The sequence below is a fragment of the Pseudomonas sp. efr-133-TYG-5 genome, assembly GCF_030209175.1.
Lineage (GTDB): Bacteria > Pseudomonadota > Gammaproteobacteria > Pseudomonadales > Pseudomonadaceae > Aquipseudomonas.
In genome coordinates, this window is the sequence record NZ_JARVSM010000001.1 from 1852509 (window position 1) to 1878286 (window position 25778).

Here is a 25778-nt window from a genome sequence, read left to right on the forward strand (position 1 = left end):
ATGGTCGCGAAGTTTGCCATAAACCCAAGGTTTTGGCCCCATTCCCGGGAGCAACAGAACATTCCTTGTGGGAGCGAGCTTGCTCGCGAAGGCGGTACATCAGTCAACCTATTGCTTGCCTGACCCGCCGCTTTCGCGAGCAGGCTCGCTCCCACAGGGTAGCTGTACAGCCTCAGAATCAGGCTTCGACCTGGCTCCACTGCTTGTTCAGCCGTTTGTCGGAGATCGGCACCTTCGTCCCCAACTGCTGGGCGAACAGCGACACGCGGTATTCCTCCAGCCACCAGCGATACAACTCGAGCTGCGGATCACGCTTGCCTTCCTGGGCGTGTTTGGCCGCGCGGATCTGGTATTGCGTCCAGAGGCCGGCGAGTTCGCCGCTCCATACACGATCCTTCTGCACCTGCGCGCCGAGCTTCTCGAAGCGTTGCTCGACCGCTTTCAGGTAACGCGGCAGCTCCTTGAGCCAGAGCATCGGCGTTTCCCGGACGAAGCCCGGGTAGACCAGGTGGCTGAGCTGCTGCTTGATGTCATTGAGCGCCACGGCCTGCGCCAGGTCGATCTTGCCCTTGAAGCGCTTCTGCAGACCGTGCCACAGCTTGAGGATCTCCAGGGTCAGGCGCGCCACGCGCTCGGCGTGCTCGGTCCAGCTGCCGCGCTTGCGCTCGGCGAGGGCCGCCAGCCCGGCGCCGTCACGCGGCAACGGGTCTTCGCCGTCGAGGATGCAGCTGTCGAGGCTGGCCAGCAGAATGTCTTCGACCAGCGCGTCGACGCGACCCAGTTCGCGGTAGAGCAAGCCCAGTTCGGTGATGCCCGGCAATTTGCTGCGCAGGAACTTGGCCGGCTCGGCCAGTTGCTGCAGCAACAGGCGTTGCAAGGCGCGGCGGTGCTGGAACTCGGCTTCGGCCGGGGTCGAGAATCGCCCCTCCTTGACCGTGCCGCTCTCCTCCACCAGCGCCGGATACACCGTCATCGACAACCCGGCGATCTTCTGTTGGGTTTTTTCCGCCACCGGGGCGAACACCTTGGCTTCCACCGGTTGCTGGCTCTTCGCGCTCTGCGGCACGGCCAGCGCCGCCTGACTGGCTTCGGCGAAGCGCGCGGTCAGTTCGGCCAGGTCACGCCCTTCGCCGAGGAACTTGCCCTGGCCGTCGACGATTTCCAGGTTCATCCGCAAATGCCCCTCGACCTGCTGCGCGGCTTCCGCCCAGGCCTCGTCGCTGACCCGTGCACCGGTCATGCGCAGCAGTTCGCGGCCCAGTGCCTGCGGCAGCGAACCCTCGGCAAACGGCATGCGCTGCAAGGCGGCTCTGACGAAGTCCGGCACCGGCACGAAGTTTTTGCGCAGGGCCTTGGGCAGGTTGCGCACGAGGGCAATGCACTTGGCTTCGATCAAGCCCGGTACCAGCCACTCCAGGCGCTCCGGCGGCAGCATCGGCAACAACGGTGCCGGCACGCGCAGGGTCACGCCGTCGCGCGGGTGGTTGGGCTCGAAATGGTAAGTGAGCGCCAGCTCCAGATCGCCGATGTGCAAGGTGTCCGGGTAGTCGCGCGCGGTGACTTCACTGGCTTCCCGGGCCAGCACGTCTTCCTCGCGCATGATCAGCAGCTGCGGATCTTTCTGGCTGTTGACCCGGTACCAGCTGTCGAACGTGGCGGTCTGGTGGATCTCCGCCGGCAGCCGCGCGTCGTAGAACGCGTAGAGGGTTTCTTCGTCGGCGAGGATGTCGCGGCGACGGGCCTTGGCTTCCAGTTCGTCGAGCTGTTCGAGCAGGCGCTGGTTGGCGCTCAGGCACTTGGCCCGGGATTGAATTTCGCCACGCACCAGGCCTTCGCGGATGAACAGCTCGCGCGACACCACCGGGTCCACCGGGCCGTAATGCACCGGCCGCCGCCCGACCACGATCAGGCCGAACAGGGTGATCTGTTCGAACGCGACGACCTGGCCACGTTTCTTCTCCCAATGCGGCTCGAAGTGGTTTTTCTTGATCAGGTGCCCGGCGAGCGGTTCGATCCAGTCGGCGTCGATCTTCGCCACCATGCGCGCATACAGCTTGGTGGTTTCCACCAGTTCGGCGGTCATCACCCACTGCGGACGCTTCTTGCCAATGCCCGACGACGGGTGAATCCAGAAGCGCCGCTGGCGGGCACCGAGGTAGTCGCCGTCTTCGGTTTTCTGGCCGATCTGGCTGAGCAGGCCGACCAGCACCGCTTTGTGCAGCTTGGGATAATCCGCCGGATCTTTATTCACGCTCAACTGCAGGTCGCGACAGATCAGGCTCAACTGCCGATGGGAATCGCGCCACTCGCGCAGGCGCAGGTAGTTGAGGAAGTTCTTGCGGCACCAGTTGCGCAACGGACTGGCCGTCAGCGCCTGACGCTGTTCTTCGAAACCGCGCCACAGGTTGACCAGTGCGGCAAAGTCGGAATCGGCGTCCTTCCACTGCGCGTGGGCCTGATCCGCCGCTTGCTGACGCTCCGGCGGGCGCTCGCGCGGGTCCTGGATCGACATGGCGCTGGCGACGATCAGCACTTCCTGCAAGCTGCCGAGCTTGGCGGCTTCGAGCAGCATGCGGCCCATGCGCGGGTCCACCGGCAGGCGCGCCAACTGGCGGCCGAGCGGGGTCAGTTGGCTGTTGCGGTCCACCGCCGAGAGTTCTTGCAGCAGGTTGAACCCGTCGCTGATCGCCTTGCCGTCCGGCGGCTCGATAAACGGGAACGCAGTGATTTCGCCGAGGCGCAGATGCAGCATCTGCAAGATTACGGCAGCGAGGTTGGTCCGCAGGATTTCCGGATCGGTGAATTCCGGCCGGCCGAGAAAATCCTCCTCGCTGTACAGACGCACGCAAATGCCGGGTTCGACCCGGCCGCAACGACCTTTACGCTGATTGGCGCTGGCCTGGGAAATCGCTTCGATCGGCAGGCGCTGGACCTTGGCGCGGTAACTGTAGCGGCTGATGCGTGCGGTGCCGCTGTCGATCACGTAGCGGATGCCCGGCACCGTCAGCGAGGTCTCGGCCACGTTGGTTGCCAGCACCACGCGGCGGCCTGGATGCGACTGGAAAATCCGCTGCTGCTCGGCCGGCGACAGGCGCGCGTACAGCGGCAGGATTTCGGTGTGTTTGAGTTGCGCCTTGCGCAGCATTTCCGCGGCGTCGCGAATCTCGCGCTCGCCCGGCAGAAACACCAGCACGTCCCCCGGACTGCGGCGTTCGCTGCGCTCGTAGGCGGCGATTTCGTCGAGGGTGGCGAGGATGGCCTGGTCCACGGTCAGGTCATCTTCGACGCGATTGCCCTCTTCGTCCTGTTCCAGGGTCAGCGGCCGGTACCAGGTTTCCACCGGGAACGTGCGTCCGGAGACCTCGACGATCGGCGCATCGTCGAAGTGCTTGGAGAAGCGCTCCAGATCAATGGTCGCCGAAGTGATGATGACCTTCAGGTCGGGACGACGCGGCAGCAGGGTTTTCAGGTAACCGAGCAGGAAGTCGATGTTCAGGCTGCGTTCGTGGGCTTCGTCGACGATGATCGTGTCGTAGCGTTCCAGATAACGGTCGTTCTGGGTTTCCGCCAGCAGTATGCCGTCGGTCATCAGTTTGATCAGGGTGTTGGCATCGCTCTGATCTTCGAATCGCACCTGATAGCCAACCAGCGCCCCCAATGGCGTGCCGAGTTCTTCGGCGACGCGGCTGGCCACGCTGCGTGCGGCGATCCGGCGTGGCTGGGTGTGACCGATCAGACCGTGCTGGCCGCGGCCGATCTCCAGGCAGATTTTCGGCAACTGGGTGGTTTTGCCCGAGCCGGTTTCGCCGGCGATGATCAGCACCTGATGCTGTTCCAGGGCCTTCTTGATCTCGTCACGCTTGGCCGCGATCGGCAGGCTGTCGTCGTAACGGATCACGGGCAGGCTGGCCTTGCGCGCCAGCACCTGATCGCAGGACGCCTGCATACGCGCCACCCACTGGGCCAGCTTGGCCTCGTCGGGTTTCTTGCGCAGCTCAAGCAACTGCCGCCGCAGCCGGTGACGGTCGGCGAGCATGGCGTGATCGAGGTTTTTCAGCAGTTTGTCGATGGAGGGCGATTCGTCAGTCATCGGGTACGCAATTCGGTCGTCTTTTTATGCAGGGGGCCGATTGTCGCAGAAAAGCAGCTGCAAGCGGCAAACCACAAGCCGCAAGTTGACTCGGGCTGCGGCTTGAAGCTTGTAACTTGCCGCGCGTCGCTGCTTCTATTCGTTGTCGAGGCCCTTGCGCCGATACGGGAACACGTCGATCACCTTCCCCGCCCGAATCGCCTCCTGCAAACCCTTCCAGTAGTCGGCGTTGTACAACTCGCCGTGCAACTGGTCGAACAATTTGCGCTGTCCGGCATCGGCGAACAGAAACGGCGGAAACTCCTCGGGGAACACATCCAGCGGCCCGATCGAGTACCAGGGTTCGGAGGCCATTTCATCTTCCGGCGTACGCGGCGCCGGGATGTGGCGGAAGTTGGCTTCGGTGAGGAAGCAGATTTCGTCGTAATCGTAGAAAACCACCCGGCCGTGGCGGGTGACGCCAAAGTTCTTCAGCAGCATGTCACCGGGAAAGATGTTCGCCGCCGCCAGTTGCTTGATCGCCAGCCCGTAATCCTCCAGGGCCTCGCGCACCTGGGCTTCGTTGGCGTTGTCCAGGTAGAGGTTGAGCGGGGTCATCCGCCGTTCGGTCCAGCAGTGGCGGATCAGCACGGTTTCGCCTTCCACGCTCACCGTCGACGGTGCGACCTCGAGCAGTTCCGCCAGGCACGCCGGATCGAACTTGCTCAGCGGAAAGCGGAAATCGGCGAACTCCTGGGTGTCGGCCATACGCCCGACGCGGTCGACGCTCTTCACCAGCCGATACTTCTCGATCACCGTTGCGCGGTCGACGTTTTTCGACGGCGAGAAGCGGTCCTTGATGATCTTGAACACGGTGTTGAAGCCCGGCAGGGTGAACACGCTCATGACCATGCCGCGCACACCGGGGGCCATGATGAACTGGTCGTCGGTGTTGGCCAGGTGGTTGATCAGCGCGCGGTAGAACTCCGACTTGCCGTGTTTGTAGAAGCCGATCGAGGTGTACAGTTCGGCGATGTGCTTGCCCGGCAGGATCCGCCGCAGGAAGCCGATGAACTCCGCCGGCACCGGTACATCGACCATGAAGTAGGAGCGGGTGAAGGAAAAGATGATCGACACATCGGCTTCGTCGGTAATCAACGCATCGATCTGAATGCCGCGGCCTTCGCGGTGCAGCAGCGGAATCACCAGCGGCCACTGTTCGTCGCGGGTGTAGATGCGTCCGACCAGATAGGCGCCCTTGTTGCGGTACAGCACCGAAGAAAACAACTCGACGCTCAGCTCCGGGTCCTTGCACACCCAGTCCGGCAGGTTCTCGCGCAGTTGCGCTTCGAGCCGGCGCACATCGCCCGGCAGGTCAGCGTAGTCCTCGCTGAAACGGTAGTCGGCAAAGATGCTCGCGAGCATCGCCGACAACTGGCCCTGAGGCTTGTAGGTGCGGGTTTGCGCGGCACGGGCGCGGCGCAGGCTCGGCCGCGTGGTGTGGATGAACATGCAGCCATCGCTGATCAGGTCGTGGCTGAACAGCCCGCAGAAAATCGAGTTGTACCAGGTCTCGGACAACTCATCGTCGAAACGCAGGTCGATCACGCTGATGTAGGCGCTCTTCACCAGCGGCCAGCAACTGACGTCCATCAGCGTGTCGGCGGCGAAATGCTCGCGCAGGCGCGCCACCGTTTCGCCGACCTTTTCTTCGTAGAGGTTGATCCGCGCCGCCGAAGCGATCTGGATTTCCTGCCAGCGTGCCTGCTCGAAACGCTCGCGGGCGCCGTCGGTGATCCGCCGGAAATGCTCGCGGTAATCGTCGAAGCCATCGAGGATCATGCGGGCGATGTCGGTGGCTGGCCATTGCTGCGGCATAGATGAGACCTCTGCGTGCATGGGGAACTCCGTGCCAGAGCTTAGCCACGGAAACCACCGCAGGAGAAGTGCAATTTCGGCCAAATGCGCCTGCGGGTTGTACAACGACACAGTTTTTAGCAAAGTTTTTTAAGTCGACCGTTCGGTCAAAAAAGCACCTGGCCAGTTCCTCTGCCCCTGTGCCGCCAGCCCGCGAATTTGCAGGGCTTCGGATCCAATCAGGCGGCGACCTCTCTAGCTCGCGACTTTGCCCACAAGTGTCGAACGCCTGCGCCCTGCCTTCGATTGGTCTTACCAAAATAGTGGCACTTTGATATACAGCCCGCCATTACCCGCCCGACAACAAGATCCTCGGTCCACGAGGACGACCTCTCCCTCAAAGCCCAAGGAGCACATTGATGTCTATCCGGAATCTGCGCATAGGTTTGCGAGCCAGTCTGAGTTTTGCCGTGTTGGCCGGTCTGCTGGTGGTGGTCGGTCTGTTCGGCCTCGGTCAGATGAAAACCCTGCGCGAAAGCGCCACGGTGATCGAAGAGTCGTGGATGCCCAGCATCGAAAGCATTCACGATGCGGCGGCGAATATCGCCAGCATCCGTCTCGAATCCCTGCGCCTGATCACCAGCACCCAGCCGGCGGTGCGCGACAGGAGCAAAGGCCTGATCAAGGCGCAGCGCGAAGAATTGCTCAAACGCCTCAAAGACCATGAAGCCTTGCTCAGCAGCGATCAGGAACGCGCAATGCTTGACGGCCTGAAGGCCGACACCGGCAAGTACATGAGCATCCTCGAACAGATCATCGGTCTGATCGACGCAGGGCAGAGTGAACAGGCCTACGCCCGTCTGAACAATGACCTGGCCCCGCAGGGCAGAGTGCTCGACACGACCCTGGAACAAATGATCAGCTTCAACCAGCAGGGTGCGGACGGCGCCGCCGATGCCGCCGCCGAGATGTATCAACGGGCCTTGTGGATCGTCGCCGGCATCATCGTCGTCGCCCTGATCGCCACGCTGTTGCTGGCCTGGCAGCTGACTCGCAGTATCACCACGCCAATCAATCAGGCGCTGCAAGTGGCGCAGCGCATCGCTGTTGGCGACCTCAGCGGCGAGATCGTCAGCAGCGGTCGCGATGAGGCCGCGCAGTTGCTCGACGCCCTGGCGCAGATGCAGGGCAACCTGCGCTCGACCATCCGCGGCATCAGCGAGTCGGCGCAGCAACTGGCCTCCGCCGCCGAAGAGATGAGTTCGGTGATGGAACAAAGCACCCGTGGCCTGCAACAGCAGAACGACCAGATCGAGCAGGCTGCCACGGCGGTCACCGAAATGAGCACGGCGGTCGATGAAGTCGCGGCCAACGCGGTGTCCAGCGCCGAAGCCTCCGAAGCGTCGAACGAGGACAGCAAGCACGGCCATGTGCAGGTCAGCGAGACCATCGACTCGATCCAGCAACTGGTCAGCGCGGTGCTCGGTGCGTCGGACCAGGCCGAAGGCCTCGCCACCCAGGCCCAGGACATCAGCAAGGTGCTGGAGGTGATCCGCGGAATTGCCGGGCAGACCAACCTGCTGGCCCTCAACGCCGCCATCGAAGCAGCGCGCGCCGGCGAGGCCGGGCGCGGCTTTGCCGTGGTCGCCGACGAAGTCCGTTCGCTGGCGCAGCGTACGCAGAATTCCACCGAAGAAATCGAGCTGATGATCAGCAGCATCCAGCACGGCACCGGGGCCACGGTCGGAGCCCTGCAAAGCAGTGCCGAGCAAGCCAGGCAGACGCTGCGCCGGGCCAACGGTGCCGGTCAGGCGCTGGAGAAAATCACCGCCTCGATTGCGCAGATCAACCAGCGCAACCTGGTCATCGCCAGTGCCGCCGAGCAGCAGGCGCTGGTGGCCCGCGAAGTCGATCAGAATCTGGTGACCATCCGCGACCTCTCCACGCAAACCGCGGCAGGCGCGACCCAGACCTCCGCCGCCAGCCAGGAGCTGTCACGCCTGGCGGTCGACCTCAACGCGCTGGTCACGCGCTTTGTGATCTGAGCGGAAAATTAATTGCCCGAATAGCGGTTGCCATCGCCAGGGCGCTCGGCAACACTCTCGTCCCGATAAAGGAAGGAGTGCCGTGGTGAGCCCTGTCGATATTTTCCGCATGCTGTTACTGGCAGCAATCTGGGGCGCAAGCTTCCTGTTCATGCGCATCATCGCTCCGGCCATCGGCACGCTTCCCACAGGATTTTTCCGCGTGTCGATTGCCGCCGTCGGCCTGCTGGTGATTCTCGGGCTGATGCGCATCAGTTGGGATTTCAAGGGCAAACTGAAAACGGTGATGCTCCTGGGGGTGATCAACTCGGGGCTCCCGGCCACGCTGTATTCGGTCGCCGCCCAAGTGTTGCCAGCCGGTTACTCGGCGATCTTCAACGCCACCACGCCACTGATGGGCGTGTTGATCGGCGGCCTGTTCTTCAGTGAAAAACTGACCGTGGCGAAACTGTCTGGCGTGTTTCTCGGCCTGCTCGGGGTTGGTGTGCTGACCCGCGCCGGTCCCGTGGCGTTCGATCTGCAACTGCTGATGGGCGCCCTCGCCTGCCTGCTCGCCACGACCTGCTACGGCTTTGCCGGGTTTCTGGCGCGGCGCTGGCTGGATCAGGCCGGCGGTCTCGATAGCCGACTGTCGGCGCTGGGCAGCATGCTCGGCGCGACGCTGTTCCTGCTGCCGCTGTTCGGTTACAGCGTGCTGACCCAGCCGCCGGCGAGCTGGGGCGGCTGGAACGTGTGGCTGTCGCTGCTCGGTCTGGGCCTGGGTTGCACCGCATTTGCCTACATCATTTACTTCCGCCTGCTGAGCGCCATCGGCCCGGTCAAATCGATGACCGTGACCTTCATGATTCCGCCGTTCGGCGTGTTGTGGGGAGCGCTGTTTCTCGATGAACCACTGTCGATGGCGCATGTGTATGGCGGGGTGCTGATTGCCCTGGCGTTATGGCTGGTGCTCAAGCCTGCCGTGGTGAAACCGGCACAGGTGACGGCGCGCTGACACGGCCCCCCCCTTTGCGCGCCGGGCAGCGCAGCCGCGCCAGAAGTGCGCGAGCGGACAAGAAAGACCCGGAGCATGGCTCCGGGTCTTTGCCTCTGGCTGTTGCGTTACGCGGTTTTACGGAACACGAACCCCAGGCCAACGATGATCAGCAGCATCCCCAGCACGCTCAAGGCAGCGAGACGATTGCCGAAGATCAGATAGTCCATCACCGCCGTCACCGCCGGCACCAGATAGAACAGACTGGTGACATTCACCAGATTGCCCCGGGCGATCAGCCGGTACAGCAACAGCGTCGCCAGCACTGACACCACCAGGCCCATCCACAACACCGGCACGATAAAACCGGCGCTGTGCTCGAAGTGAAACGGCTGGAACGGCGCGAAAATCCCGCACAGCAACAGACCGGCCAGGTACTGCACCGGCAGCGTGCCGAGCGGGTTGTCGGTGATGCGCTTCTGCATGATCGAACCCAGGGTCATGCTCGCCAGCGCCAACAGGCCAAACAGCATGCCCGCCCAGGACACGCCGGCCAGGCCGATGCCCTGATACACCACCATGATCAGCCCGGCCAGGCCCAGCGCCAGACCGAACAGCCGGCTCGCCGAACGCTGCCGCTCCATCAGCACCACGGTGAGGATCGGCTGGACGCCCATGATGGTCGCCATCACGCCGGGAGTGATTCTGGTATTGAGCGCCAGCAGATAGAAAATCTGATAAGCCCCCAACAGCACCAACCCGGTGGCAATCGCCGACAACATCGGCCTGCCGCCCTTGGGCAACTTCAATTTGAGCAGCGGCACCAACAGCAGCAGCCCGCACAGAGCAATGGCAAAGCGAATCAGCAGAAAGGCAAAGGGCGAAGCGTGGGCCAGCCCCCATTTGGAGAAAATCGCGCCACTGCTCCACAGCAGAACGAACAGGCTCGTGGACATCGCCGCGAGCGCGGACTCTTTCGAAAGGACAAACATGAATACCACCTGTAGTCAGGCAAAAAGCCAACTCAGCCGAAGCTGAAATTCAGTAGTTTTCTGGCGGGCGCGGGGTCAGCAGAGAATGCCGATCAGCCCGAAACGCCAACGCCCGGCGGTGATACGACTGCGCACACCGGCGTGCTACTGACAGGTGGAGGGTAATGACTGATCTGCCCTGGCTGCTGCTTCCCGCACGGCACGACGCCAGCGTTGACCGCTGAATCGACTACCGCGTTGATGAGGGATGCAGGCATTGGGGCTGATCTTTTCGAGGGATGAACGTGAGTCGTTCGCTCACGGGCCCTGACTATAACCAGCCTGCGACATGGATTGCAACGACTTGGACAAAGGGCCAGCAGGGACAGTTCGATGGCAGGCGCATAGGCTGATGAACAACGGATATGCCCAGTGAGGGGGAGACAGGGAATGCTCGAGATCACATGCCAAAGGAACGGAGTTATCTACGCTATCAACTGTACAGGTCGCAGGCCAGGAAACAGGCAAGCATCGCCAAAGCCTTATTACAGCTACCAGCGGGACAAGACTTGTCGAAGGTACGCTTCGAACCCATCGATGCCATTGCACTGGGCGCGTTCGAGCTCTGGGATAATCCACTTTTTTGCTGGCGAGAGGTCGCCGCATGGAAGTCACGAGAACCTCTGTCCCTGGATATCGCGATCTGGTTTGAACATCAGCTATGCGGACTGTGTTTCGTCAATCCGAACAAAAGCCGCCAACGTATTCGAATCGTGCGATTGGAGGGCCGCCCCGGAGATTCTCACCCGCTGAAAAATCGCATCGGGACCTTGGCGATGATGGTCATCGATGAGTTCGCTCGGATAATCGGCAGCCACTTCATTGAAGTCCAGGAGCCGATGCAAGGAGCACTTCCCGTTTATAAAAAGCTCGGTTTCAAATTTGATTTGGAAGGTCGTCTTGTCCTCGCAGTGGAGAGTAAAGTATCGTGAAAACAGTTCAAATAATGATCGATGAGGGAGGGAGCATGCGCAAATCAGTCAAGAAATCCTCCGCTAAGAAAGGATCAATCAAAACTGATGAAAAGATTGTCTCCTCAGAGCTATCAGCCAATCAGCGGCGCTTTCTGCAGCTACTTATTACAGGCATTGAAGACGAACCCAACGTTCTCGCCGGACGGCGCTGATTCGCAGGCAAAAAAAACCGCTCACAAGGAGCGGTTTTTTCCGTCTGCATCCAGCCTCAACCAAACAGCCAATACCCCAGCAACGTCAGCACAACAACTGCCAACACCGGACGCATGATGCGGTAGGCCTTGGGGTGGCGGCGCTTCCACTGTTTGACCACGCCGCTGAATTTGTCACTGAAGTTCTTGCTCCAGGCGTAGGCCTGGTTGATCCCGCCGACGCGTTCGTCGTCTAGGTTCTGCGGTGCGGTGGCGCGGCCCAGCCAGCCACTGATGAAACGGTTGATGCGGGTCATCAGACGGTTGCTCAGCGGCCGCTCGATGTCGCAGAACAGAATCACCCGGGTCTTGTCGGTTTCATTCTTGACCCAGTGCACGTAGGTCTCGTCGAACATCACATCCTCGCCATCGCGCCAGGCGTAGACCTGACCGTCGACGAAAATCCGGCAGTCGTCGGAGTTCGGCGTCGACAACCCGAGGTGATAACGCAGCGAGCCGGCAAACGGATCGCGGTGCGGGTTGAGGTGGCTGCCACCCGGCAGCAGCGCGAACATCGCACCTTTGACATTGGGAATCGCACTGACCAGCGCCACGGTCTTCGGGCACAGGGTTTCGGCCGATGGCAGCGGTTTGTCATACCACTTGAGGTAGAAACGCTTCCAGCCCTTCTTGAAGAACGAGCCGAACCCGGCGTCGTTGTTCTTCTCGGCGGCGCGGATGTAACCCTCATCGAACAGGTGCATGGCTTCGTCGCGGATGGTTTCCCAGTTGTCGCGCAGCACATCCAGTTCGGGAAATTTGCTGCGGTCCAGATACGGCTTGGACGGCACGCCGGAGAACAGGTACATCAGGGCGTTGTACGGGGCGAACAGCGCCGAGTGGTTGACGAACTGACGCAGTACCGGCAGACGCGCCTTGCCGCGCAGATGCACATAGAGAGTGCTGCCCAGAAACAGCAACAGCACCAACGCCTTGGCGGCAAACGGAAAGGTCATCAACAACTCCTTGGAAAAAGACAACGCTGCGCAGTGCCATTTACCCGACATGGCAGCCGGCCATGATAAACACTACCGGCGCCGGGAAAAACCCGCCCAAGCCAAGATTCAGTGTTAAGGATTGCGCAACAAAGCACTTATTAACATAAGGTTCCTGAACCCTGGCTGACCTGGATCAGCAATATCAACAGACCGCAGCCGGCGCAGTCGTCCGCCGCAATGGCTGAATCATGCCGTTATTGCTGGTTCTCCTGCTCGGTGAACAGATCGCTGAACAACATGCTCGACAGATAACGCTCACCGGAATCCGGCAGGATCACGACCAGGGTCTTGCCTTGCATCTCCGGGGTCTCCGCCAGACGAACGGCAACCGCCATGGCGGCCCCGCAGGAAATCCCGCACAAGATGCCTTCTTCCTGCATCAGCCGCAGCGCCATGGCCTTGGACTCTTCGTCCGTGACCCGCTCGACCCGGTCGACCATCGACAGATCGAGGTTTTTCGGCACAAAACCGGCGCCGATGCCCTGGATCTTGTGCGGGCTCGGCTTGATCTCTTCCCCGGCCAGCGCCTGGGTGATCACCGGTGATGCCAGCGGCTCCACCGCAATCGAGATGATCGGTTTGCCCTGGGTATTCTTGATATACCGCGAGACGCCGGTGATGGTTCCGCCGGTGCCGACGCCCGCCACCAGCACATCGATAGCGCCGTCGGTGTCGTTCCAGATTTCCGGGCCGGTGGTCTTTTCGTGAATGGCCGGGTTGGCCGGGTTCTCGAACTGGGCCGGCATGAAGAATTTGTCCGGATCGCTGGCCACCAGCTCGGCCGCCTTCTCGATGGCGCCTTTCATGCCCTTGGCCGGCTCGGTCAGAACCAGTTCAGCCCCCAGGGCCTTGAGCACCTTGCGCCGCTCGATACTCATCGACGCCGGCATGGTCAGCATCAATTTGTAACCGCGGGCGGCGGCAACGAAGGCCAGGCCGATGCCGGTATTGCCCGAGGTCGGCTCGACGATGGTCATGCCCGGCTTGAGTTTGCCGCTGCTTTCGGCGTCCCAGATCATGTTCGCGCCGATCCGGCACTTCACCGAATAACCGGGGTTGCGCCCTTCGATCTTGGCCAGGATGGTCACGCCACGCGGCGCGATGCGGTTGATCTGCACCAATGGCGTGTTGCCGATGGAGTGCGCGTTGTCAGCAAAAATACGGCTCATGGCTGGGTCCTTATGCAGCATTGAATTCAGCGCTCCAAGGTAAGCCTGTTGCCCCTGGCAGTCCAGTCGGGTCGAACGTCTGCGGCCACCGACAGTCAATCGCTTACACCGCCCGGAAATTATCGTCATGAAGCGTCGCTACAGCTGGCCGTTATGGACTTTCGTCACCGTCGTCGTATTGCTGGTCGCCCTGCACATCGCCCTGCCCTATCTGGTGCGCGACTACCTGAACGACAAACTGGCCGACATGGGTGATTACCGCGGCCAGGTCACCGACGTCGATCTGGCCCTGTGGCGCGGTGCCTACCGGATCAACGGCCTGAAAATCGTCAAGGTCGACGGCAAGGTGCCGGTGCCGTTCGTCAACGCGCCCGTGATCGATCTGGCGGTCAGCTGGCATTCGCTGTGGTACGACCATGCCGTGGTGGCGCAGGTGCAGTTCTTCAATCCCGAGGTCAACTTCGTCGATGGCGGCCCCAACAAGCAGAACTCGCAGACCGGTAAAGGCACCGACTGGCGGGCGCAACTGGGCAAGTTGCTGCCGATCACCCTCGATGAAGTACAGATTCATGACGGCAAGATCACTTTCCGCAATTTCAACTCCAAGCCGCCGGTCAACATGAGCGCCAGCAGCGTCGAAGCGAGCATCTACAACCTGACCAACGTGGTCGACAAACAGGGCAAGCGCGATGCCCGCTTCGAAGGCAAAGCGCTGCTGCTCGGGCATGCTCCCCTGGAAACCACGGCCACGTTCGATCCGCTGAGCAACTTCGAGGACTTCCAGTTCCGCCTGCGCGCCCGCGACATCGAACTCAAGCGCATGAACGACTTCGCCTCGGCCTACGGCAAGTTCGATTTCAACGCCGGCCACGGCGACGTGGTCATCGAAGCCCAGGCGAAAAAAGCCCAGGTCACTGGCTACATCAAGCCGCTGTTGCGCGACGTCGAAGTGTTCAACTGGCAGCAGGACGTCGAAAACAAGGACAAGAGCATCTTCCGCTCAGTCTGGGAGGCCATCGTCGGCGGCACGGAAACCGTGCTGAAGAACCAGGCCAAGAATCAGTTCGCAACCAAGGTCGAACTCAGTGGCAACGTGCATCAGCAAAATATCAGCGCATTCGAAGCGTTTCTGCAGATTCTGCGCAATGGCTTCATTCAGGCTTTCAATGCGCGGTATGAGCGGCCGAAGCCGGATGCGGGCTAGTTCTTGAAGGTCCGCGCTGCTTCGCAGCTATCGGGGATCAATCCCCTCGCGACAGCGCCGTTGTCTGGCGTCAGGCCGAAACCGAGTCAACATGTGACGCTCCATTCAGAGACTGAATAAGCCGTCTGCGTTCACAGTCGACCGGGCTGCGCGTTATAGTCGGGACATCCGATTATTTCGCCCCCGCCCTGCCCGAGCAGGTCGGCGTTACCGTTCGAGGATTAGCAGATGAAGTTCGAAGGCACCCAGGCCTACGTCGCCACCGATGACCTGAAGCTGGCGGTCAACGCCGCCATCACCCTGGAACGGCCGCTGCTGGTCAAGGGCGAACCGGGCACCGGCAAGACAATGCTCGCCGAGCAACTGGCCGAATCGTTCGGCGCCAAGCTGATTACCTGGCACATCAAGTCCACCACCAAGGCCCATCAGGGCCTTTACGAGTACGATGCGGTCAGCCGTCTGCGCGACTCGCAACTGGGCAACGAAAAAGTCCACGACGTGCGCAACTACCTGAAGAAAGGCAAGCTGTGGGAGGCTTTCGAGTCCGAAGAGCGGGTCATTCTGCTGATCGACGAAATCGACAAGGCCGACATCGAGTTCCCCAACGACCTGCTGCAAGAACTCGACAAGATGGAGTTCTACGTTTACGAGATCGACGAGACCATCAAGGCCAAGAAGCGCCCGATCATCATCATTACCTCGAACAACGAGAAAGAGCTGCCGGACGCCTTCCTGCGCCGCTGCTTCTTCCATTACATCGCCTTCCCCGACCGTACCACGCTGCAGAAAATCGTCGACGTGCACTACCCGGACATCAAGAAGGATCTGGTCAGCGAAGCGCTGGATGTGTTCTTCGACGTGCGCAAGGTGCCAGGCCTGAAGAAAAAGCCGTCGACCTCGGAACTGGTCGACTGGTTGAAGCTGCTGATGGCCGACAACATCGGTGAAGCGGTGCTGCGCGAGCGCGATCCGACCAAGGCCATTCCGCCGCTGGCCGGCGCCCTGGTGAAGAACGAACAGGACGTGCAACTGCTTGAGCGCCTGGCGTTCATGAGCCGTCGCGGCACCCGCTAAGAGGCTGATGCCATGTTGCTCAACCTGTTCAATGAAATGCGTGCAGCCAAGGTGCCGGTGTCGGTGCGCGAGCTGCTCGACCTGATCAACGCGCTGAAACAGCGCGTGACCTTCGCCGACATGGACGAGTTCTACTACCTGTCGCGGGCGATTCTGGTCAAGGACGAACGGCATTTCGACAAGTTCGACCGCGCGTTCGGCGCCTACTTCAATGGCCTGGAAAAGCTCGACGACCATTTGCAGGCGCTGATTCCCGAAGACTGGCTGCGCAAGGAATTCGAGCGTTCGCTGACCGACGAGGAACGCGCGCAGATCCAGTCCCTGGGCGGCCTCGACAAGCTGATCGAAGAGTTCAAGAAACGCCTCGAAGAACAGAAGGAACGCCACGCCGGCGGTAACAAGTGGATCGGCACCGGCGGCACCAGCCCGTTCGGTTCCGGTGGCTTCAACCCGGAAGGCATTCGGGTCGGCGATGCCGGCAAGCGCCAGGGCAAAGCGGTGAAAGTCTGGGATCAGCGCGAGTACAAGAACCTCGACGACTCCGTGGAACTGGGCACCCGCAACATCAAGGTCGCCCTGCGCCGGCTGCGCAAGTTCGCCCGCCAGGGCGCTGCCGAAGAGCTGGACATCGATGGCACCATCGACCACACCGCCAAGGACGCCGGCCTGCTCAACATCCAGATGCGTCCGGAACGGCGCAACACGGTGAAGCTGTTGTTGCTGTTCGACATCGGCGGCTCGATGGACGCCCACGTGAAGATCTGCGAGGAGTTGTTCTCGGCCTGCAAGACCGAGTTCAAGCACCTGGAGTACTTCTACTTCCACAACTTCATTTATGAATCGGTGTGGAAGAACAACATGCGCCGCACCTCCGAGCGCACGTCGACCCAGGACCTGCTGCACAAGTACGGTGCCGACTACAAAGTGATCTTCATCGGTGACGCCGCCATGGCACCGTATGAAATCACCCAGGCCGGCGGCAGCGTCGAGCACTGGAACGAAGAGCCGGGCTACGTGTGGATGCAGCGGTTCATGGAGAAGTACAAGAAGCTCATCTGGATCAACCCGTACCCGAAAGACACCTGGGGCTACACCTCGTCGACCAATATTGTCCGCGACCTGATTGACGACCAGATGTATCCGCTGACCCTGCGTGGGCTGGAAGAAGGGATGCGCTTCTTGTCCAAATAGTCGGCGTTGTCAGTGATGGCCTCCTCGCGAGCAAGCCCGCTCCCCCATTTGGAATGCATTTTCCTGTGGGAGCGGGCTTGCTCGCGAAGCTCTCAGCTATTTCGAAAGCGCTGCAAATACGCGACATGCTCCTGGTGCGCGACGTCCTGTACCACCGGCCTCAACCTGACCTTTTCGCCCGGCAGGCACTGTGCCAATCGGGCCAGCGCCAACGGCGTCAACGCTCCCAATCGCGGGTAACCACCAATCGTCTGGCGGTCATTGAGCAGCACGATCGGCTGCCCGTCCGGTGGCACCTGCACCGCCCCCAATGGAATACCTTCGGAAATCATCGGCCGACCCTGGTACTGCAACGCCGTACCCAGCAGCCGAATGCCCATGCGATCGGCGCGACTGTCCAAGGTCCAGGCACTGTTGAATGCATCGAACAGGCTCTGCCCGCTGAACTCGCCGATCTGCGCACCGAGCACCAGGTCCAGCGGTGCATCCAGGCGCAGGTCCGGCCGTTGTTGCGCCGGTACTTCGCGCAGCAGCAGGGTGTCGCCCGAGTAACGCAAAGTCGCGCCTTTGGCCAACGGCAGGCCCCTGCCATCGAGGCCGCCGAGTTCTTCGCGTACCACCGTGGCACTGCTGCCGAGCACCGACGGCGCGATAAAACCGCCCGGGGCGGCCAGGTAGGCGCGCGCCCCGAGCGATGGCTGGCTGAACTGCAAGGTCTGGCCCTGGCGCAATTTGAAACTGCGCCAGGGCGCCAGTGCCTCGCCGTCAATCCGCGCGCCGAGATCGGCCCCGGCCAGCGCCAACAGGCAGTCTTCTTCGGCGTACACGGTGAAGCCGCCAAGGGTGATTTCCACCGCCGGCAGATCCAGTGCGTTGCCCAGCAACCAGTTGGCCCAGGCCAGCGAGCGCCAGTCCGCCGCGCCACCCTGGGTCACGCCGAGGTGACGCACGCCAAACCGCCCGGCGTCCTGCAACAGGCACAGCGGCGTGCTCGCCTGAATCGTCAATCGGCTCATGCCAGCGCCTCCAGAGGTGTGTCGTCACCGCCGAGGCGGATGAATTCGGCATGGCTCACCGCTTCAAAACGCACGGTATCGCCGGGCTGCATGAGGCTGTAGCCATCGCGTTCACGGTCGAACAGTTTTGCCGGTGTGCGTCCGATCAGGTTCCAGCCACCGGGCGATACCGCCGGATAGGCAGCCGTCTGCCGCTCGGCGATGCCGACGCTGCCGGCGGCGACTTTCTTGCGCGGGGTATTCAGGCGCGGCGCGGCGAGGACTTCCTCGACCAGCCCCATGAAGGCAAAGCCTGGCGCGAAACCGAGGGCGAACACCTGGTATTCGCGGGCACTGTGGCGGCGAATCACCTCCGCCACCGACAGGCCGCTGCGTTGGGCCAGCAGGCTCAATTCCGGGCCCACGCTGAGGTCATACCAGACCGGCAGCACATGGCAGCGGCCACCGGTGCGCGTGTTCGGCGAGAGGTCAAGCAACGCTTGCGCGATCAATTCCCGGGCCTGCCCCGGCGTTAATGCGCGCAAGTCGTAGTGCACCATCAGCGTGGTATAGGACGGCACCAGGTCAATCAGCCGTGTGCCGAACACTGCGCGCAAGCGCTCGCTGGCGGCGAGCATCCACGGCATGTTGGCCTCGGCGATGTCGTCGAACAGGCGCAGCATCAGGCAGTCCAGCGCCACCACTTCCACCCGCGGATTCATGGCGCGCTCTGCTCGTTCAAGGCCTGGCGAATGCGTTGCACGGCTGCCACGGAACTGGCGTTGTCACCGTGGACGCACAGGGTGTTGGCCTGCAGGTGCAGCGCGCTGCCGTCGCTGGCGATGAGGTGGTCGCCACGGGCGATGGTCAGCGCTTGGCCGATGATGGTGTCGGCGTCGTGATGCACCGCGCCGGGCAGTTGCCGCGAGACCAGCCGGCCGGCGCTGTCGTAGGCGCGGTCGGCGAAGGCTTCGAACCACAGGGTGACGCCATATTCGTCACCCAGTTGCTGCGCCGCACTGTTATCGCGGGTTGCCATCAGCATCAGTGGCAACGTGCGGTCGTAGGCGGCCACCGCTTGAATCACCGCACGCAGCTGCGCCGGGTTGGCCATCATGTCGTTGTACATCGCGCCATGGGGTTTGACGTAACTGACGCGCCCGCCCTGGGCTTTGCAGATGCCGTCGAGGGCGCCGATCTGGTAATGCAGGATGTCTTGCAGTTCCTGTGCGGAATACGCCATGGAGCGGCGGCCGAAACCGACCAGATCCTGATAGGCCGGGTGCGCGCCGATCTGTACGCCGTGGCTGAGGGCCAGGCTGACGGTCTTGCGCATGATTCCCGGGTCGCCGGCGTGGAAACCGCAGGCGATGTTGGCGCAATCGATGAAGGGCATGACCTCCGCGTCCAGACCCATGGTCCAGCTGCCGAAGCTCTCGCCGATGTCGCAATTGAGTAGCAGGCGGCTCACGGTGAACACTCCTGTAGTTCTTGTCTTGTTGTGCTGTAGGACACTGCTCGTTGCACATGCCCCGCAGATTATCAGTTACTGCGCATCGAGTTGCTTGCCGCGGGTTTCCGGCAAGCTCAGCGCCGCCAGAATCACCACGCCGTAGGACACCGCCGCGAATGAACCGATACCCACGCTCAGCGGCACTTTCTGGCTGAGCAGGCCGATCAGCAGCGGAAACAATGCCGCCAGTGCCCGGCCGATGTTGTAGCAGAAGCCTTGGCCGGAGCCGCGAATCCGCGTCGGAAACAGCTCGGTGAGAAACGCGCCCATGCCACTGAAAATCCCCGAGGCGAAGAAGCCCAGCGGGAAACCCAGCCACAGCATCACCCCGTTGCTGACCGGCAGTTGCGTATAGAGCAGGACGATGGTGAACGAGCCGACCGCGAACAGGATGAAGTTCTTCTTGCGCCCCAGCAGATCCGTCAGATACGCACTGATCACATAGCCGACATAGGAACCGACGATGACCATCGCCAGATACCCGCCAGTGCCGAGTACGCTCAGGCCACGTTCGTTTTTCAGAAACGTCGGCAGCCACGAGGTGATGGCGTAGTAGCCGCCCAGGGCACCGGTGGTCAGCAACGAGGCGCGAAACGTGGTGAAGAGCATGCCGGGGGCGAAGATCTCGTAGAACTTCGCCGGATTGTCCGGGGTTTGCCGGGCCTTGGCGGCGCGGTAGATCTCCGGGTCCTTGACCAGACGGCGGACGAAGATCACGAAAATCGCCGGCACGATGCCGAGGATGAACAGTGCGCGCCAGGCGTCTTCCGCCGGCAGCACCGAGAACAGCAGCGCATACAGAATGGCCGTCAGCCCCCAGCCCAAGGCCCAGCCACTCTGCACCATGCCCACCGCCTTGCCGCGATCCCTGGCGCGGATCACTTCGCCTATCAATACCGCGCCCGCCGTCCATTCGCCGCCAAAACCGAAACCCATCAGGGTGCGGGCGATCAGCAGCTGTTCGTAGTTCTGGGCAAAGCCGCAAAGAAAGGTGAAGAACGCGAACCACAGCACCGTCAGTTGTAGGGTGCGCACACGGCCGATGCGGTCGGAGAGAATCCCCGCCACCCAGCCACCTATGGCCGAAGCGATCAGGGTGCTGGTGTGGATCAGCCCGGCCTGGCCGGTGGTGATGCCCCACATCGCAATCAGGGTCGGCACGACAAAGCTGAGCATCTGCGTGTCCATGCCGTCCAGGCCATAGCCGATCTTGCAACTCCAGAAGGTGCGGCGTTCCTGTTGATTGATGTTGCGGTACCAGTCGAACGGGCCGGGGCGGGCCGTGGTCTTGGCGAGTTGGAGGGTGTCGGGCGCACTCATGGCAAGTCTCCGCAGGCTTTTATTGGTCTTGTTCGTCGTCCCGACGACGCCTATCGTGGGAACCGGATGCGCCGATTCTTGGGCGCGCGGGCGCAAGTCGTCCAACGAATAAAAACCCGCCTTAGGCATAAGAAAAATTTGTCACCCGAGCCTTGCCCATGAACCTGAAGTTTCTCGAGACCTTTGTCTGGGTCGCCCGGCTGAAGAGTTTTCGCCTGACCGCCGACAAGCTGTTCACCACCCAGGCATCGATTTCCAGCCGCATCGCGGTGCTCGAAGGTGAGCTTGGGGTGAAGCTGTTCCTGCGTGATTCACGCGGGGTCAGCCTGACGCCCGAAGGTTTGAAAGTGCTCGAATACGCCGAGCAGATGCTCGACACGATGCAGGCGCTGAAGCAGTCGATCGAGACCCGATCGAGCAAGGTTGGCCGGGTACGGATCGGGGTGATGGACACAGTGATTCACACCTGGCTCAGCCCGCTGGTGGCGCAGATGACTGATCTGTACCCGCGGGTAGAAATCGAACTGGTGGCGGATACGTCGCTGAACCTCTGCGATCAGCTGCAAAAAGGCTTTCTCGACCTGATCCTGCAAACCGACCTGGTGCGTCAGGAAAGCGTGCGCAGCCTGGACCTGGCCAGCCATCCCCTCGGCTGGATCGTCGCCAGCAACTCGATCTACAACCGCGACTACCAGGGCCTCGCCGACCTGGCGCAGGAACGGATCATCACCTACTCGAAAAACTCCCGGCCGCACCAGGACATCCTGGCATTGATGCAGGCCCAGGGCGTGCTGGCGCCACGGTTGAACTGTGTGAATTCGGTGTCGGCGATCACGCGGCTGTTGCGCGATGGCTTCGGCATTGGCGCGTTGCCGCCGGTGTTGGTCGCCGAGGAACTGGCGCGCGGCGAACTGACCCTGCTCGACATCGAACAGCGCCCGCCGAACCTGCAGGTGGTGGTGTCGTGGCGCGTCGGCGTGGAATGGGTCGAAGAGATCGTCACGCTGTGTCAGCAGGTGCTGGAGGCGTATGCGCAGAAAGTCGGCGAGAACTATATCGTCCTGTCGTGATTGATCGTTCCCGTGTCGAGACGTGGGAACGATCCCTGGGCGAAGCGCTGGAGACTCAGAGCCCGCGCACGTCGCGGTCTTCGATCGGCCGGCTCTGGCGCAGGCGCTTGCCGCCGAGCACCACCCAGTCGATCAGGCGGAACAGGCACTCGATGCCGAACGACAGCAGCAATGCGCCGCTCATGCCCCAGATCATCGCTTCCGGGGTCAGCAGGATCTGGTAGCTGTAGCCGTTCCAGGTTTCCTTGCGGATGTCCGGATCGGCGGCCAGCACCACTTGCAGGAAGCGGATGTACCACGGCCCCTGCATCGCCTGGAACTGCTTGTCCAGCGCCAGCTGGCGGTTGAGCAAGGTGCTCAGGCTGTCGGCATCGCTGCGAAACACCGGGTCCTCGCTGGCGCGATAATGCGCGACCAGCGCCTGCAGGTCGCCCTTGAAGAACTGCTCGGCGGTGCCCTGGAAGCCGCGCAGACCGGTCTGCGCTTCGATCAGATGGGCCTCGACACGCTTGGCGTAATCGTTGATGAAGCCTGGCACCTGGACACCGATCAACAGGCCCGCCGCAAACAACACCAGCCGTAGATAACTGAGCAACATTCGGGGAAATCCTTTATTCGGTCGTGCCCTGGCTGACGCATTCGCCGCGCCGCCACAGGCTCCATTGGCCCGGTTCGTAGCGGGTCCAGGTTTCGTTTTCGGTCAAGGGTTCGGTGGCGATGACCGTCACCACATCGTTGGGCGTGGTTTCGGCCTGGAAATCGACGATCACGTCGACGTCCTTGAGCCGCGCCGGGCCGAACGGTGCACGCCGGGTAATCTGCGCCAGTTTGGTCGAGCAATAGCAGAACAGCCAGTCGCCATCACTGAGCAGACAGTTGAACACGCCTTTGCTGCGGTATTCGGCGCAGGCGGCGACCAGGTCCGGCAGCAGCGCTTCGATATCAACCGGTTCCGGGAACGCCGCCCGCACCCGGTTGAGCAGGTCGCAGAACGCCGCCTCGCTGTCGGTGTCGCCGACCGGGCGGTAGAAACTCTTGATCGGGGTGAAATCGGCGAGCTGGCCGTTGTGCGCGAAGCACCAGTTGCGCCCCCACAGCTCGCGGACGAACGGGTGAGTGTTGGACAGGCAGACCTTGCCGACGTTGGCCTGACGGATGTGGCCGATGACCACTTCGCTCTTGATCGGATAGCGCTGCACCAGGTTGGCCACTTCCGATTCGCTGCTGGCCGCCGGATCCTGGAACAGACGCAAGCCGCGCCCCTCGTAGAAGGCAATGCCCCAGCCATCACGGTGCGGCCCGGTGCGGCCGCCGCGCTGCATCAGCCCGGTAAAGCTGAACACGATATCGGTCGGCACGTTGGCACTCATGCCCAGTAGTTCACACATGTGCGGACTCTCGTGATTACAGACGTGGCTCGACCCGCATGCGTTGCGGGTTGCTCGGCAGCGGCGGACGGCCGTAGCGGTCATCGCCGGCACCGCCGAAGGGCTGGTCGTTGTCCCGCTCGTCGTCGGCACGGGCGGCGGCGCGGGCCGCTTCGGCCTGTGCCTGGCGAGCGCGGGAGGCGCGTTCGATCGGGAAGCGGATGAGCACGAAGAGCAGATACACGCCGAAGGCAATCATGCCGTACATGAACAGGTCGGAAATCGCCCGCCAGGCGTTGTTGCCGACCTTGAAGGCCAGGTCGAGCGCCGTGATGGCGATGGCCGGCGCGACCTTTTCCTTCACCGGATCGATGATGGTCGGGCTCAGCAGCAACACCGCCATCAGCACACGCAGCGGCTCGCGCAGCCAGCGCCACATCCAGCGGGTCATGCGCATCCATACCAGCAGGCAGCCCAAAGCGGCAAAGGCGTAAAGGCCCCAGGCGATCAGATAGTCGTTCTCGGTCATGGTGTCCATGGCAAGGCAGGCAAATAGGCGCTTATAGTAACGACTTTTCGCCCGCCAGGCTTGTCCCAATAGACACGCTGCCTGTGGGAGCGCCAGCGCGACCCGCGCGCCTCCCCTCTTCCGTCCCTGTCCGAGAGCCCGCCATGCCCGAATCCGCCACTGTCATCAGCGCACCGATTGCCCACAAGGCCGCCGGAGCCGACCCGTATGCCTGGCTGCAGGAACGCGACACCGCTGCGGTGCTCGATTACCTCAAGGCCGAAAACGCCTACCAGCAGGCGCAAACCGCCGATCAGGCCGAACTGCGCGAAACCCTGTTCGAAGAGATCAAGGGGCGCATTCTCGAGACCGACCTGTCCCTGCCGTCGCCGTGGGGCCCGTACCTCTATTACACCCGCACCACCGCCGGTGACGAGTACGCCCGCCACTACCGCTGCCCGCGCCCGGCGGATGACAGCCTGACACTCGACGAGAGCCGCGAACAATTGCTGCTCGACCCCAACGCCCTGGCCAACGGCGGCTTCTTCTCCCTCGGCGCGTTCAGCATCAGCCCGGACCACCAGCGCCTGGCCTACAGCGTCGATGCCTCTGGCGACGAGATCTACACGCTGTTCGTCAAAGAGCTGTCCAACGACAAAGTCAGCGAACTGGAATTCCAGGACTGCGACGGCAGCATGACCTGGGCCAACGACAGCCTGACCCTGTTCTTCGGCGTCCTCGACGATACCCATCGCCCGCACAAACTGTTGCGCTACCGCCTCGATGGCACCGCCGCCGAAGAAGTCTTCCACGAGCCGGACGGGCGTTTCTTCCTGCATTGCTACCGCTCCAGTTCCGAGCGGCAACTGCTGCTGTCGCTGGGCAGCAAGACCACCAGCGAAGTCTGGGCCCTCGACGCCGCGCAGCCGCACCTGCCGTTTACCTGCCTGGCCCCGCGCGTCGAGGACCACGAATATGACGTCGACCACGGCCTGCTCGATGGTCAGTGGACGTGGTTCATCCGCACCAATCGCGATGGCATCAACTTCGCCTTGTATCAGGCGGCGGATCACGGCAGCGTGCCGAGCGAAGCCGACTGGCAGAACCTGATCCCGCACAGTGACACGGTGATGCTCGACGGCCTCAGCCTGAATGCCGAAGCCATGACCCTGAGCCTGCGCGAAGGCGGCCTGCCGGTCATCGAAGTGCGCCCCCAGGGCCTGCCGCCGTATCGCGTGCAATTGCCGGACGCGGCCTACAGCCTCTATGTACAGAACAGCCTGGAATTCGCCAGCGATCGAATTCGCCTGCGCTACGAGGCGCTGAACCGTCCAGCGCAGGTGCGCCAGTTGCTCCTGGCCAGCGGCGAACAGTGCGTGTTGAAAGAAACCCCGGTGCTCGGCCCGTTCGACGCCGATGCCTACGTCAGCCAGCGTCTGTGGGCAACCGCGCCGGATGGCACGCAGGTGCCGATCAGCCTGGTCATCAAGCGCGAAATGCTCGGCAAACCGGTGCCGCTGTACCTGTACGGTTACGGTGCCTATGGCTCAAGCCTCGACCCGTGGTTCTCCCACGCGCGCCTGAGCCTGCTCGATCGCGGCATGGCCTTCGCCATCGCTCACGTACGCGGTGGCGGTGAACTGGGTGAAGCCTGGTACCGCGCCGGCAAGCAGGAGCACAAGCACAACACCTTCAGCGATTTCATTGCCTGCGCCGAATTCCTCATCCTCAACGGCATCACCACCGCACCGCAGCTGGCGATCAGCGGTGGCAGCGCCGGCGGCCTGCTGATCGGCGCGGTACTCAACCAGCGTCCGGACCTGTTCGGCGTGGCGATTGCCGAAGTGCCGTTCGTCGACGTGCTCAACACCATGCTCGACCCGGACCTGCCGCTGACCGTCACCGAATACGACGAATGGGGCAACCCCGAAGAGCCGGAGGTCTACGAGCGCATCAAGGCTTACGCACCGTACGAAAACGTCAGCGCCCAGGACTATCCCGCGACGCTGGTGATCGCCGGCTACAACGACAGCCGCGTGCAGTACTGGGAAGCCGCCAAGTGGGTGGCGAAACTGCGCGCGAGCAAAACCGACGACAACCCGTTGCTGCTCAAGACCGAACTCGGTGCCGGCCATGGCGGGATGAGCGGGCGTTACCAGGGATTACGTGACGTAGCGCTCGAATATGCATTTGTATTCAAGGTTCTGGGCATCGCCTGAGGAACTCCGT

At 62.3% G+C, this 25778-nt stretch carries 21 protein-coding genes; 9 read left to right on the forward strand and 12 right to left on the reverse strand.

The genetic code is table 11. The annotated features are described in order from the left end of the window. Positions 1-178 precede the first annotated feature (178 nt). Positions 179-4090 (reverse strand): ATP-dependent RNA helicase HrpA, encoded by a 3912-nt coding sequence (gene hrpA / locus QRN70_RS08365; RefSeq protein WP_285416963.1) that lies wholly within the window; start codon positions 4088-4090, stop codon positions 179-181. A 135-nt stretch (positions 4091-4225) separates the two neighbouring features. Continuing rightward, positions 4226-5947 (reverse strand): bifunctional isocitrate dehydrogenase kinase/phosphatase, encoded by a 1722-nt coding sequence (aceK, locus tag QRN70_RS08370; RefSeq protein ID WP_285418057.1) that lies wholly within the window; start codon positions 5945-5947, stop codon positions 4226-4228. A 398-nt stretch (positions 5948-6345) separates the two neighbouring features. Here aceK and QRN70_RS08375 point away from each other — a divergent pair, with 398 nt between their 5' ends. Beyond that, a complete protein-coding gene (locus tag QRN70_RS08375) occupies positions 6346-7971 on the forward strand; it encodes a methyl-accepting chemotaxis protein (RefSeq protein ID WP_285416964.1) in 1626 nt (541 codons plus the stop codon). An 85-nt stretch (positions 7972-8056) separates the two neighbouring features. Next, positions 8057-8965 carry a DMT family transporter gene (locus tag QRN70_RS08380; RefSeq protein ID WP_285416965.1) on the forward strand — a complete coding sequence of 303 codons (909 nt, stop codon included), beginning with the start codon at positions 8057-8059 and terminating at the stop codon, positions 8963-8965. 107 nt (positions 8966-9072) lie between these two features. Here the strand turns inward: QRN70_RS08380 and QRN70_RS08385 are convergent, their stop codons facing one another. Further along, a complete protein-coding gene (locus tag QRN70_RS08385) occupies positions 9073-9936 on the reverse strand; it encodes a DMT family transporter (protein WP_285416967.1) in 864 nt (287 codons plus the stop codon). A 443-nt stretch (positions 9937-10379) separates the two neighbouring features. On the opposite strand from QRN70_RS08385, the gene QRN70_RS08390 reads away from it, so the two are divergent. Together QRN70_RS08390 and QRN70_RS08395 are read left to right on the forward strand one after the other, a co-directional pair. Then, on the forward strand, positions 10380-10907 hold the full coding sequence (locus tag QRN70_RS08390; RefSeq protein ID WP_285416968.1) for a hypothetical protein: 528 nt from the start codon (positions 10380-10382) through the stop codon (positions 10905-10907). Between the two features lie 35 nt (positions 10908-10942). After that, entirely contained in the window at positions 10943-11101 is a 159-nt protein-coding gene (locus tag QRN70_RS08395) for a hypothetical protein (protein ID WP_285416970.1), read from the forward strand. Between the two features lie 56 nt (positions 11102-11157). Here the strand turns inward: QRN70_RS08395 and QRN70_RS08400 are convergent, their stop codons facing one another. Together QRN70_RS08400 and cysK are read right to left on the reverse strand one after the other, a co-directional pair. Continuing rightward, on the reverse strand, positions 11158-12096 hold the full coding sequence (locus QRN70_RS08400) for an aspartyl/asparaginyl beta-hydroxylase domain-containing protein (protein WP_285416971.1): 939 nt from the start codon (positions 12094-12096) through the stop codon (positions 11158-11160). 236 nt (positions 12097-12332) lie between these two features. Beyond that, entirely contained in the window at positions 12333-13307 is a 975-nt protein-coding gene (cysK, locus tag QRN70_RS08405) for a cysteine synthase A (protein ID WP_285416972.1), read from the reverse strand. A gap of 127 nt (positions 13308-13434) precedes the next feature. Here cysK and QRN70_RS08410 point away from each other — a divergent pair, with 127 nt between their 5' ends. The 3 genes from QRN70_RS08410 (at position 13435) to QRN70_RS08420 (ending at position 16776) form a co-directional block, all read left to right on the forward strand. Then, positions 13435-14511 (forward strand): DUF748 domain-containing protein, encoded by a 1077-nt coding sequence (locus tag QRN70_RS08410; RefSeq protein WP_285416973.1) that lies wholly within the window; start codon positions 13435-13437, stop codon positions 14509-14511. Positions 14512-14739: 228 nt separating this feature from the next. Further along, a complete protein-coding gene (locus tag QRN70_RS08415) occupies positions 14740-15585 on the forward strand; it encodes an AAA family ATPase (RefSeq protein WP_007911294.1) in 846 nt (281 codons plus the stop codon). 12 nt (positions 15586-15597) lie between these two features. After that, on the forward strand, positions 15598-16776 hold the full coding sequence (locus tag QRN70_RS08420) for a vWA domain-containing protein (protein WP_093103720.1): 1179 nt from the start codon (positions 15598-15600) through the stop codon (positions 16774-16776). A gap of 92 nt (positions 16777-16868) precedes the next feature. Here the strand turns inward: QRN70_RS08420 and QRN70_RS08425 are convergent, their stop codons facing one another. From QRN70_RS08425 to QRN70_RS08440, 4 genes are all read right to left on the reverse strand, one after another. Beyond that, a complete protein-coding gene (locus tag QRN70_RS08425; RefSeq protein ID WP_285416975.1) occupies positions 16869-17792 on the reverse strand; it encodes a 5-oxoprolinase subunit C family protein in 924 nt (307 codons plus the stop codon). Continuing rightward, entirely contained in the window at positions 17789-18493 is a 705-nt protein-coding gene (locus QRN70_RS08430) for a 5-oxoprolinase subunit B family protein (protein ID WP_285416977.1), read from the reverse strand. Before QRN70_RS08430 ends, QRN70_RS08425 begins: the two co-directional genes overlap by 4 nt. Beyond that, the gene (locus tag QRN70_RS08435; protein ID WP_285416979.1) at positions 18490-19242 is read right to left on the reverse strand and encodes a 5-oxoprolinase subunit PxpA; all 753 of its coding nucleotides are present in this window, start codon (positions 19240-19242) and stop codon (positions 18490-18492) included. Before QRN70_RS08435 ends, QRN70_RS08430 begins: the two co-directional genes overlap by 4 nt. A 75-nt stretch (positions 19243-19317) precedes the next feature. Then, on the reverse strand, positions 19318-20604 hold the full coding sequence (locus QRN70_RS08440; RefSeq protein WP_285416981.1) for an MFS transporter: 1287 nt from the start codon (positions 20602-20604) through the stop codon (positions 19318-19320). A gap of 158 nt (positions 20605-20762) precedes the next feature. Between QRN70_RS08440 and QRN70_RS08445 the strand changes: the two genes are divergently transcribed. After that, positions 20763-21674, forward strand: coding sequence for a LysR family transcriptional regulator (locus tag QRN70_RS08445; RefSeq protein WP_285416982.1), 912 nt, complete (start codon positions 20763-20765; stop codon positions 21672-21674). Positions 21675-21729: 55 nt separating this feature from the next. Here the strand turns inward: QRN70_RS08445 and QRN70_RS08450 are convergent, their stop codons facing one another. The 3 genes from QRN70_RS08450 to QRN70_RS08460 are packed head-to-tail and all read right to left on the reverse strand — an operon-like array spanning position 21730 to position 23579. Continuing rightward, on the reverse strand, positions 21730-22272 hold the full coding sequence (locus QRN70_RS08450; RefSeq protein ID WP_285416984.1) for a DUF2937 family protein: 543 nt from the start codon (positions 22270-22272) through the stop codon (positions 21730-21732). A 13-nt stretch (positions 22273-22285) separates the two neighbouring features. Continuing rightward, positions 22286-23062, reverse strand: a complete 777-nt coding sequence (locus QRN70_RS08455) for a class II glutamine amidotransferase (protein WP_285416986.1) — start codon at positions 23060-23062, stop codon at positions 22286-22288. A 16-nt stretch (positions 23063-23078) separates the two neighbouring features. After that, on the reverse strand, positions 23079-23579 hold the full coding sequence (locus QRN70_RS08460) for an MFS transporter (RefSeq protein WP_285416988.1): 501 nt from the start codon (positions 23577-23579) through the stop codon (positions 23079-23081). Positions 23580-23713: 134 nt separating this feature from the next. Here QRN70_RS08460 and QRN70_RS08465 point away from each other — a divergent pair, with 134 nt between their 5' ends. Next, positions 23714-25768 (forward strand): S9 family peptidase, encoded by a 2055-nt coding sequence (locus tag QRN70_RS08465; protein WP_285416989.1) that lies wholly within the window; start codon positions 23714-23716, stop codon positions 25766-25768. Positions 25769-25778 lie beyond the last annotated feature (10 nt).

Excerpts from the sequence above, each read along its gene's own strand:
- QRN70_RS08465 (WP_285416989.1), top strand. The coding sequence starts at position 23,714 with ATGCCCGAATCCGCCACTGTCATCAGCGCACCGATTGCCCACAAGGCC.
- cysK (WP_285416972.1), bottom strand. The coding sequence starts at position 13,307 with ATGAGCCGTATTTTTGCTGACAACGCGCACTCCATCGGCAACACGCCA.
- QRN70_RS08420 (WP_093103720.1), top strand. The coding sequence starts at position 15,598 with ATGTTGCTCAACCTGTTCAATGAAATGCGTGCAGCCAAGGTGCCGGTG.
- aceK (WP_285418057.1), bottom strand. The coding sequence starts at position 5,947 with ATGCCGCAGCAATGGCCAGCCACCGACATCGCCCGCATGATCCTCGAT.
- QRN70_RS08415 (WP_007911294.1), top strand. The coding sequence starts at position 14,740 with ATGAAGTTCGAAGGCACCCAGGCCTACGTCGCCACCGATGACCTGAAG.
- QRN70_RS08455 (WP_285416986.1), bottom strand. The coding sequence starts at position 23,062 with ATGTGTGAACTACTGGGCATGAGTGCCAACGTGCCGACCGATATCGTG.
- QRN70_RS08450 (WP_285416984.1), bottom strand. The coding sequence starts at position 22,272 with ATGTTGCTCAGTTATCTACGGCTGGTGTTGTTTGCGGCGGGCCTGTTG.
- QRN70_RS08375 (WP_285416964.1), top strand. The coding sequence starts at position 6,346 with ATGTCTATCCGGAATCTGCGCATAGGTTTGCGAGCCAGTCTGAGTTTT.
- QRN70_RS08445 (WP_285416982.1), top strand. The coding sequence starts at position 20,763 with ATGAACCTGAAGTTTCTCGAGACCTTTGTCTGGGTCGCCCGGCTGAAG.
- QRN70_RS08440 (WP_285416981.1), bottom strand. The coding sequence starts at position 20,604 with ATGAGTGCGCCCGACACCCTCCAACTCGCCAAGACCACGGCCCGCCCC.
- QRN70_RS08460 (WP_285416988.1), bottom strand. The coding sequence starts at position 23,579 with ATGGACACCATGACCGAGAACGACTATCTGATCGCCTGGGGCCTTTAC.
- QRN70_RS08400 (WP_285416971.1), bottom strand. The coding sequence starts at position 12,096 with ATGACCTTTCCGTTTGCCGCCAAGGCGTTGGTGCTGTTGCTGTTTCTG.
- hrpA (WP_285416963.1), bottom strand. The coding sequence starts at position 4,090 with ATGACTGACGAATCGCCCTCCATCGACAAACTGCTGAAAAACCTCGAT.
- QRN70_RS08425 (WP_285416975.1), bottom strand. The coding sequence starts at position 17,792 with ATGAGCCGATTGACGATTCAGGCGAGCACGCCGCTGTGCCTGTTGCAG.
- QRN70_RS08385 (WP_285416967.1), bottom strand. The coding sequence starts at position 9,936 with ATGTTTGTCCTTTCGAAAGAGTCCGCGCTCGCGGCGATGTCCACGAGC.
- QRN70_RS08395 (WP_285416970.1), top strand. The coding sequence starts at position 10,943 with ATGCGCAAATCAGTCAAGAAATCCTCCGCTAAGAAAGGATCAATCAAA.
- QRN70_RS08410 (WP_285416973.1), top strand. The coding sequence starts at position 13,435 with ATGAAGCGTCGCTACAGCTGGCCGTTATGGACTTTCGTCACCGTCGTC.
- QRN70_RS08430 (WP_285416977.1), bottom strand. The coding sequence starts at position 18,493 with ATGAATCCGCGGGTGGAAGTGGTGGCGCTGGACTGCCTGATGCTGCGC.
- QRN70_RS08390 (WP_285416968.1), top strand. The coding sequence starts at position 10,380 with ATGCCAAAGGAACGGAGTTATCTACGCTATCAACTGTACAGGTCGCAG.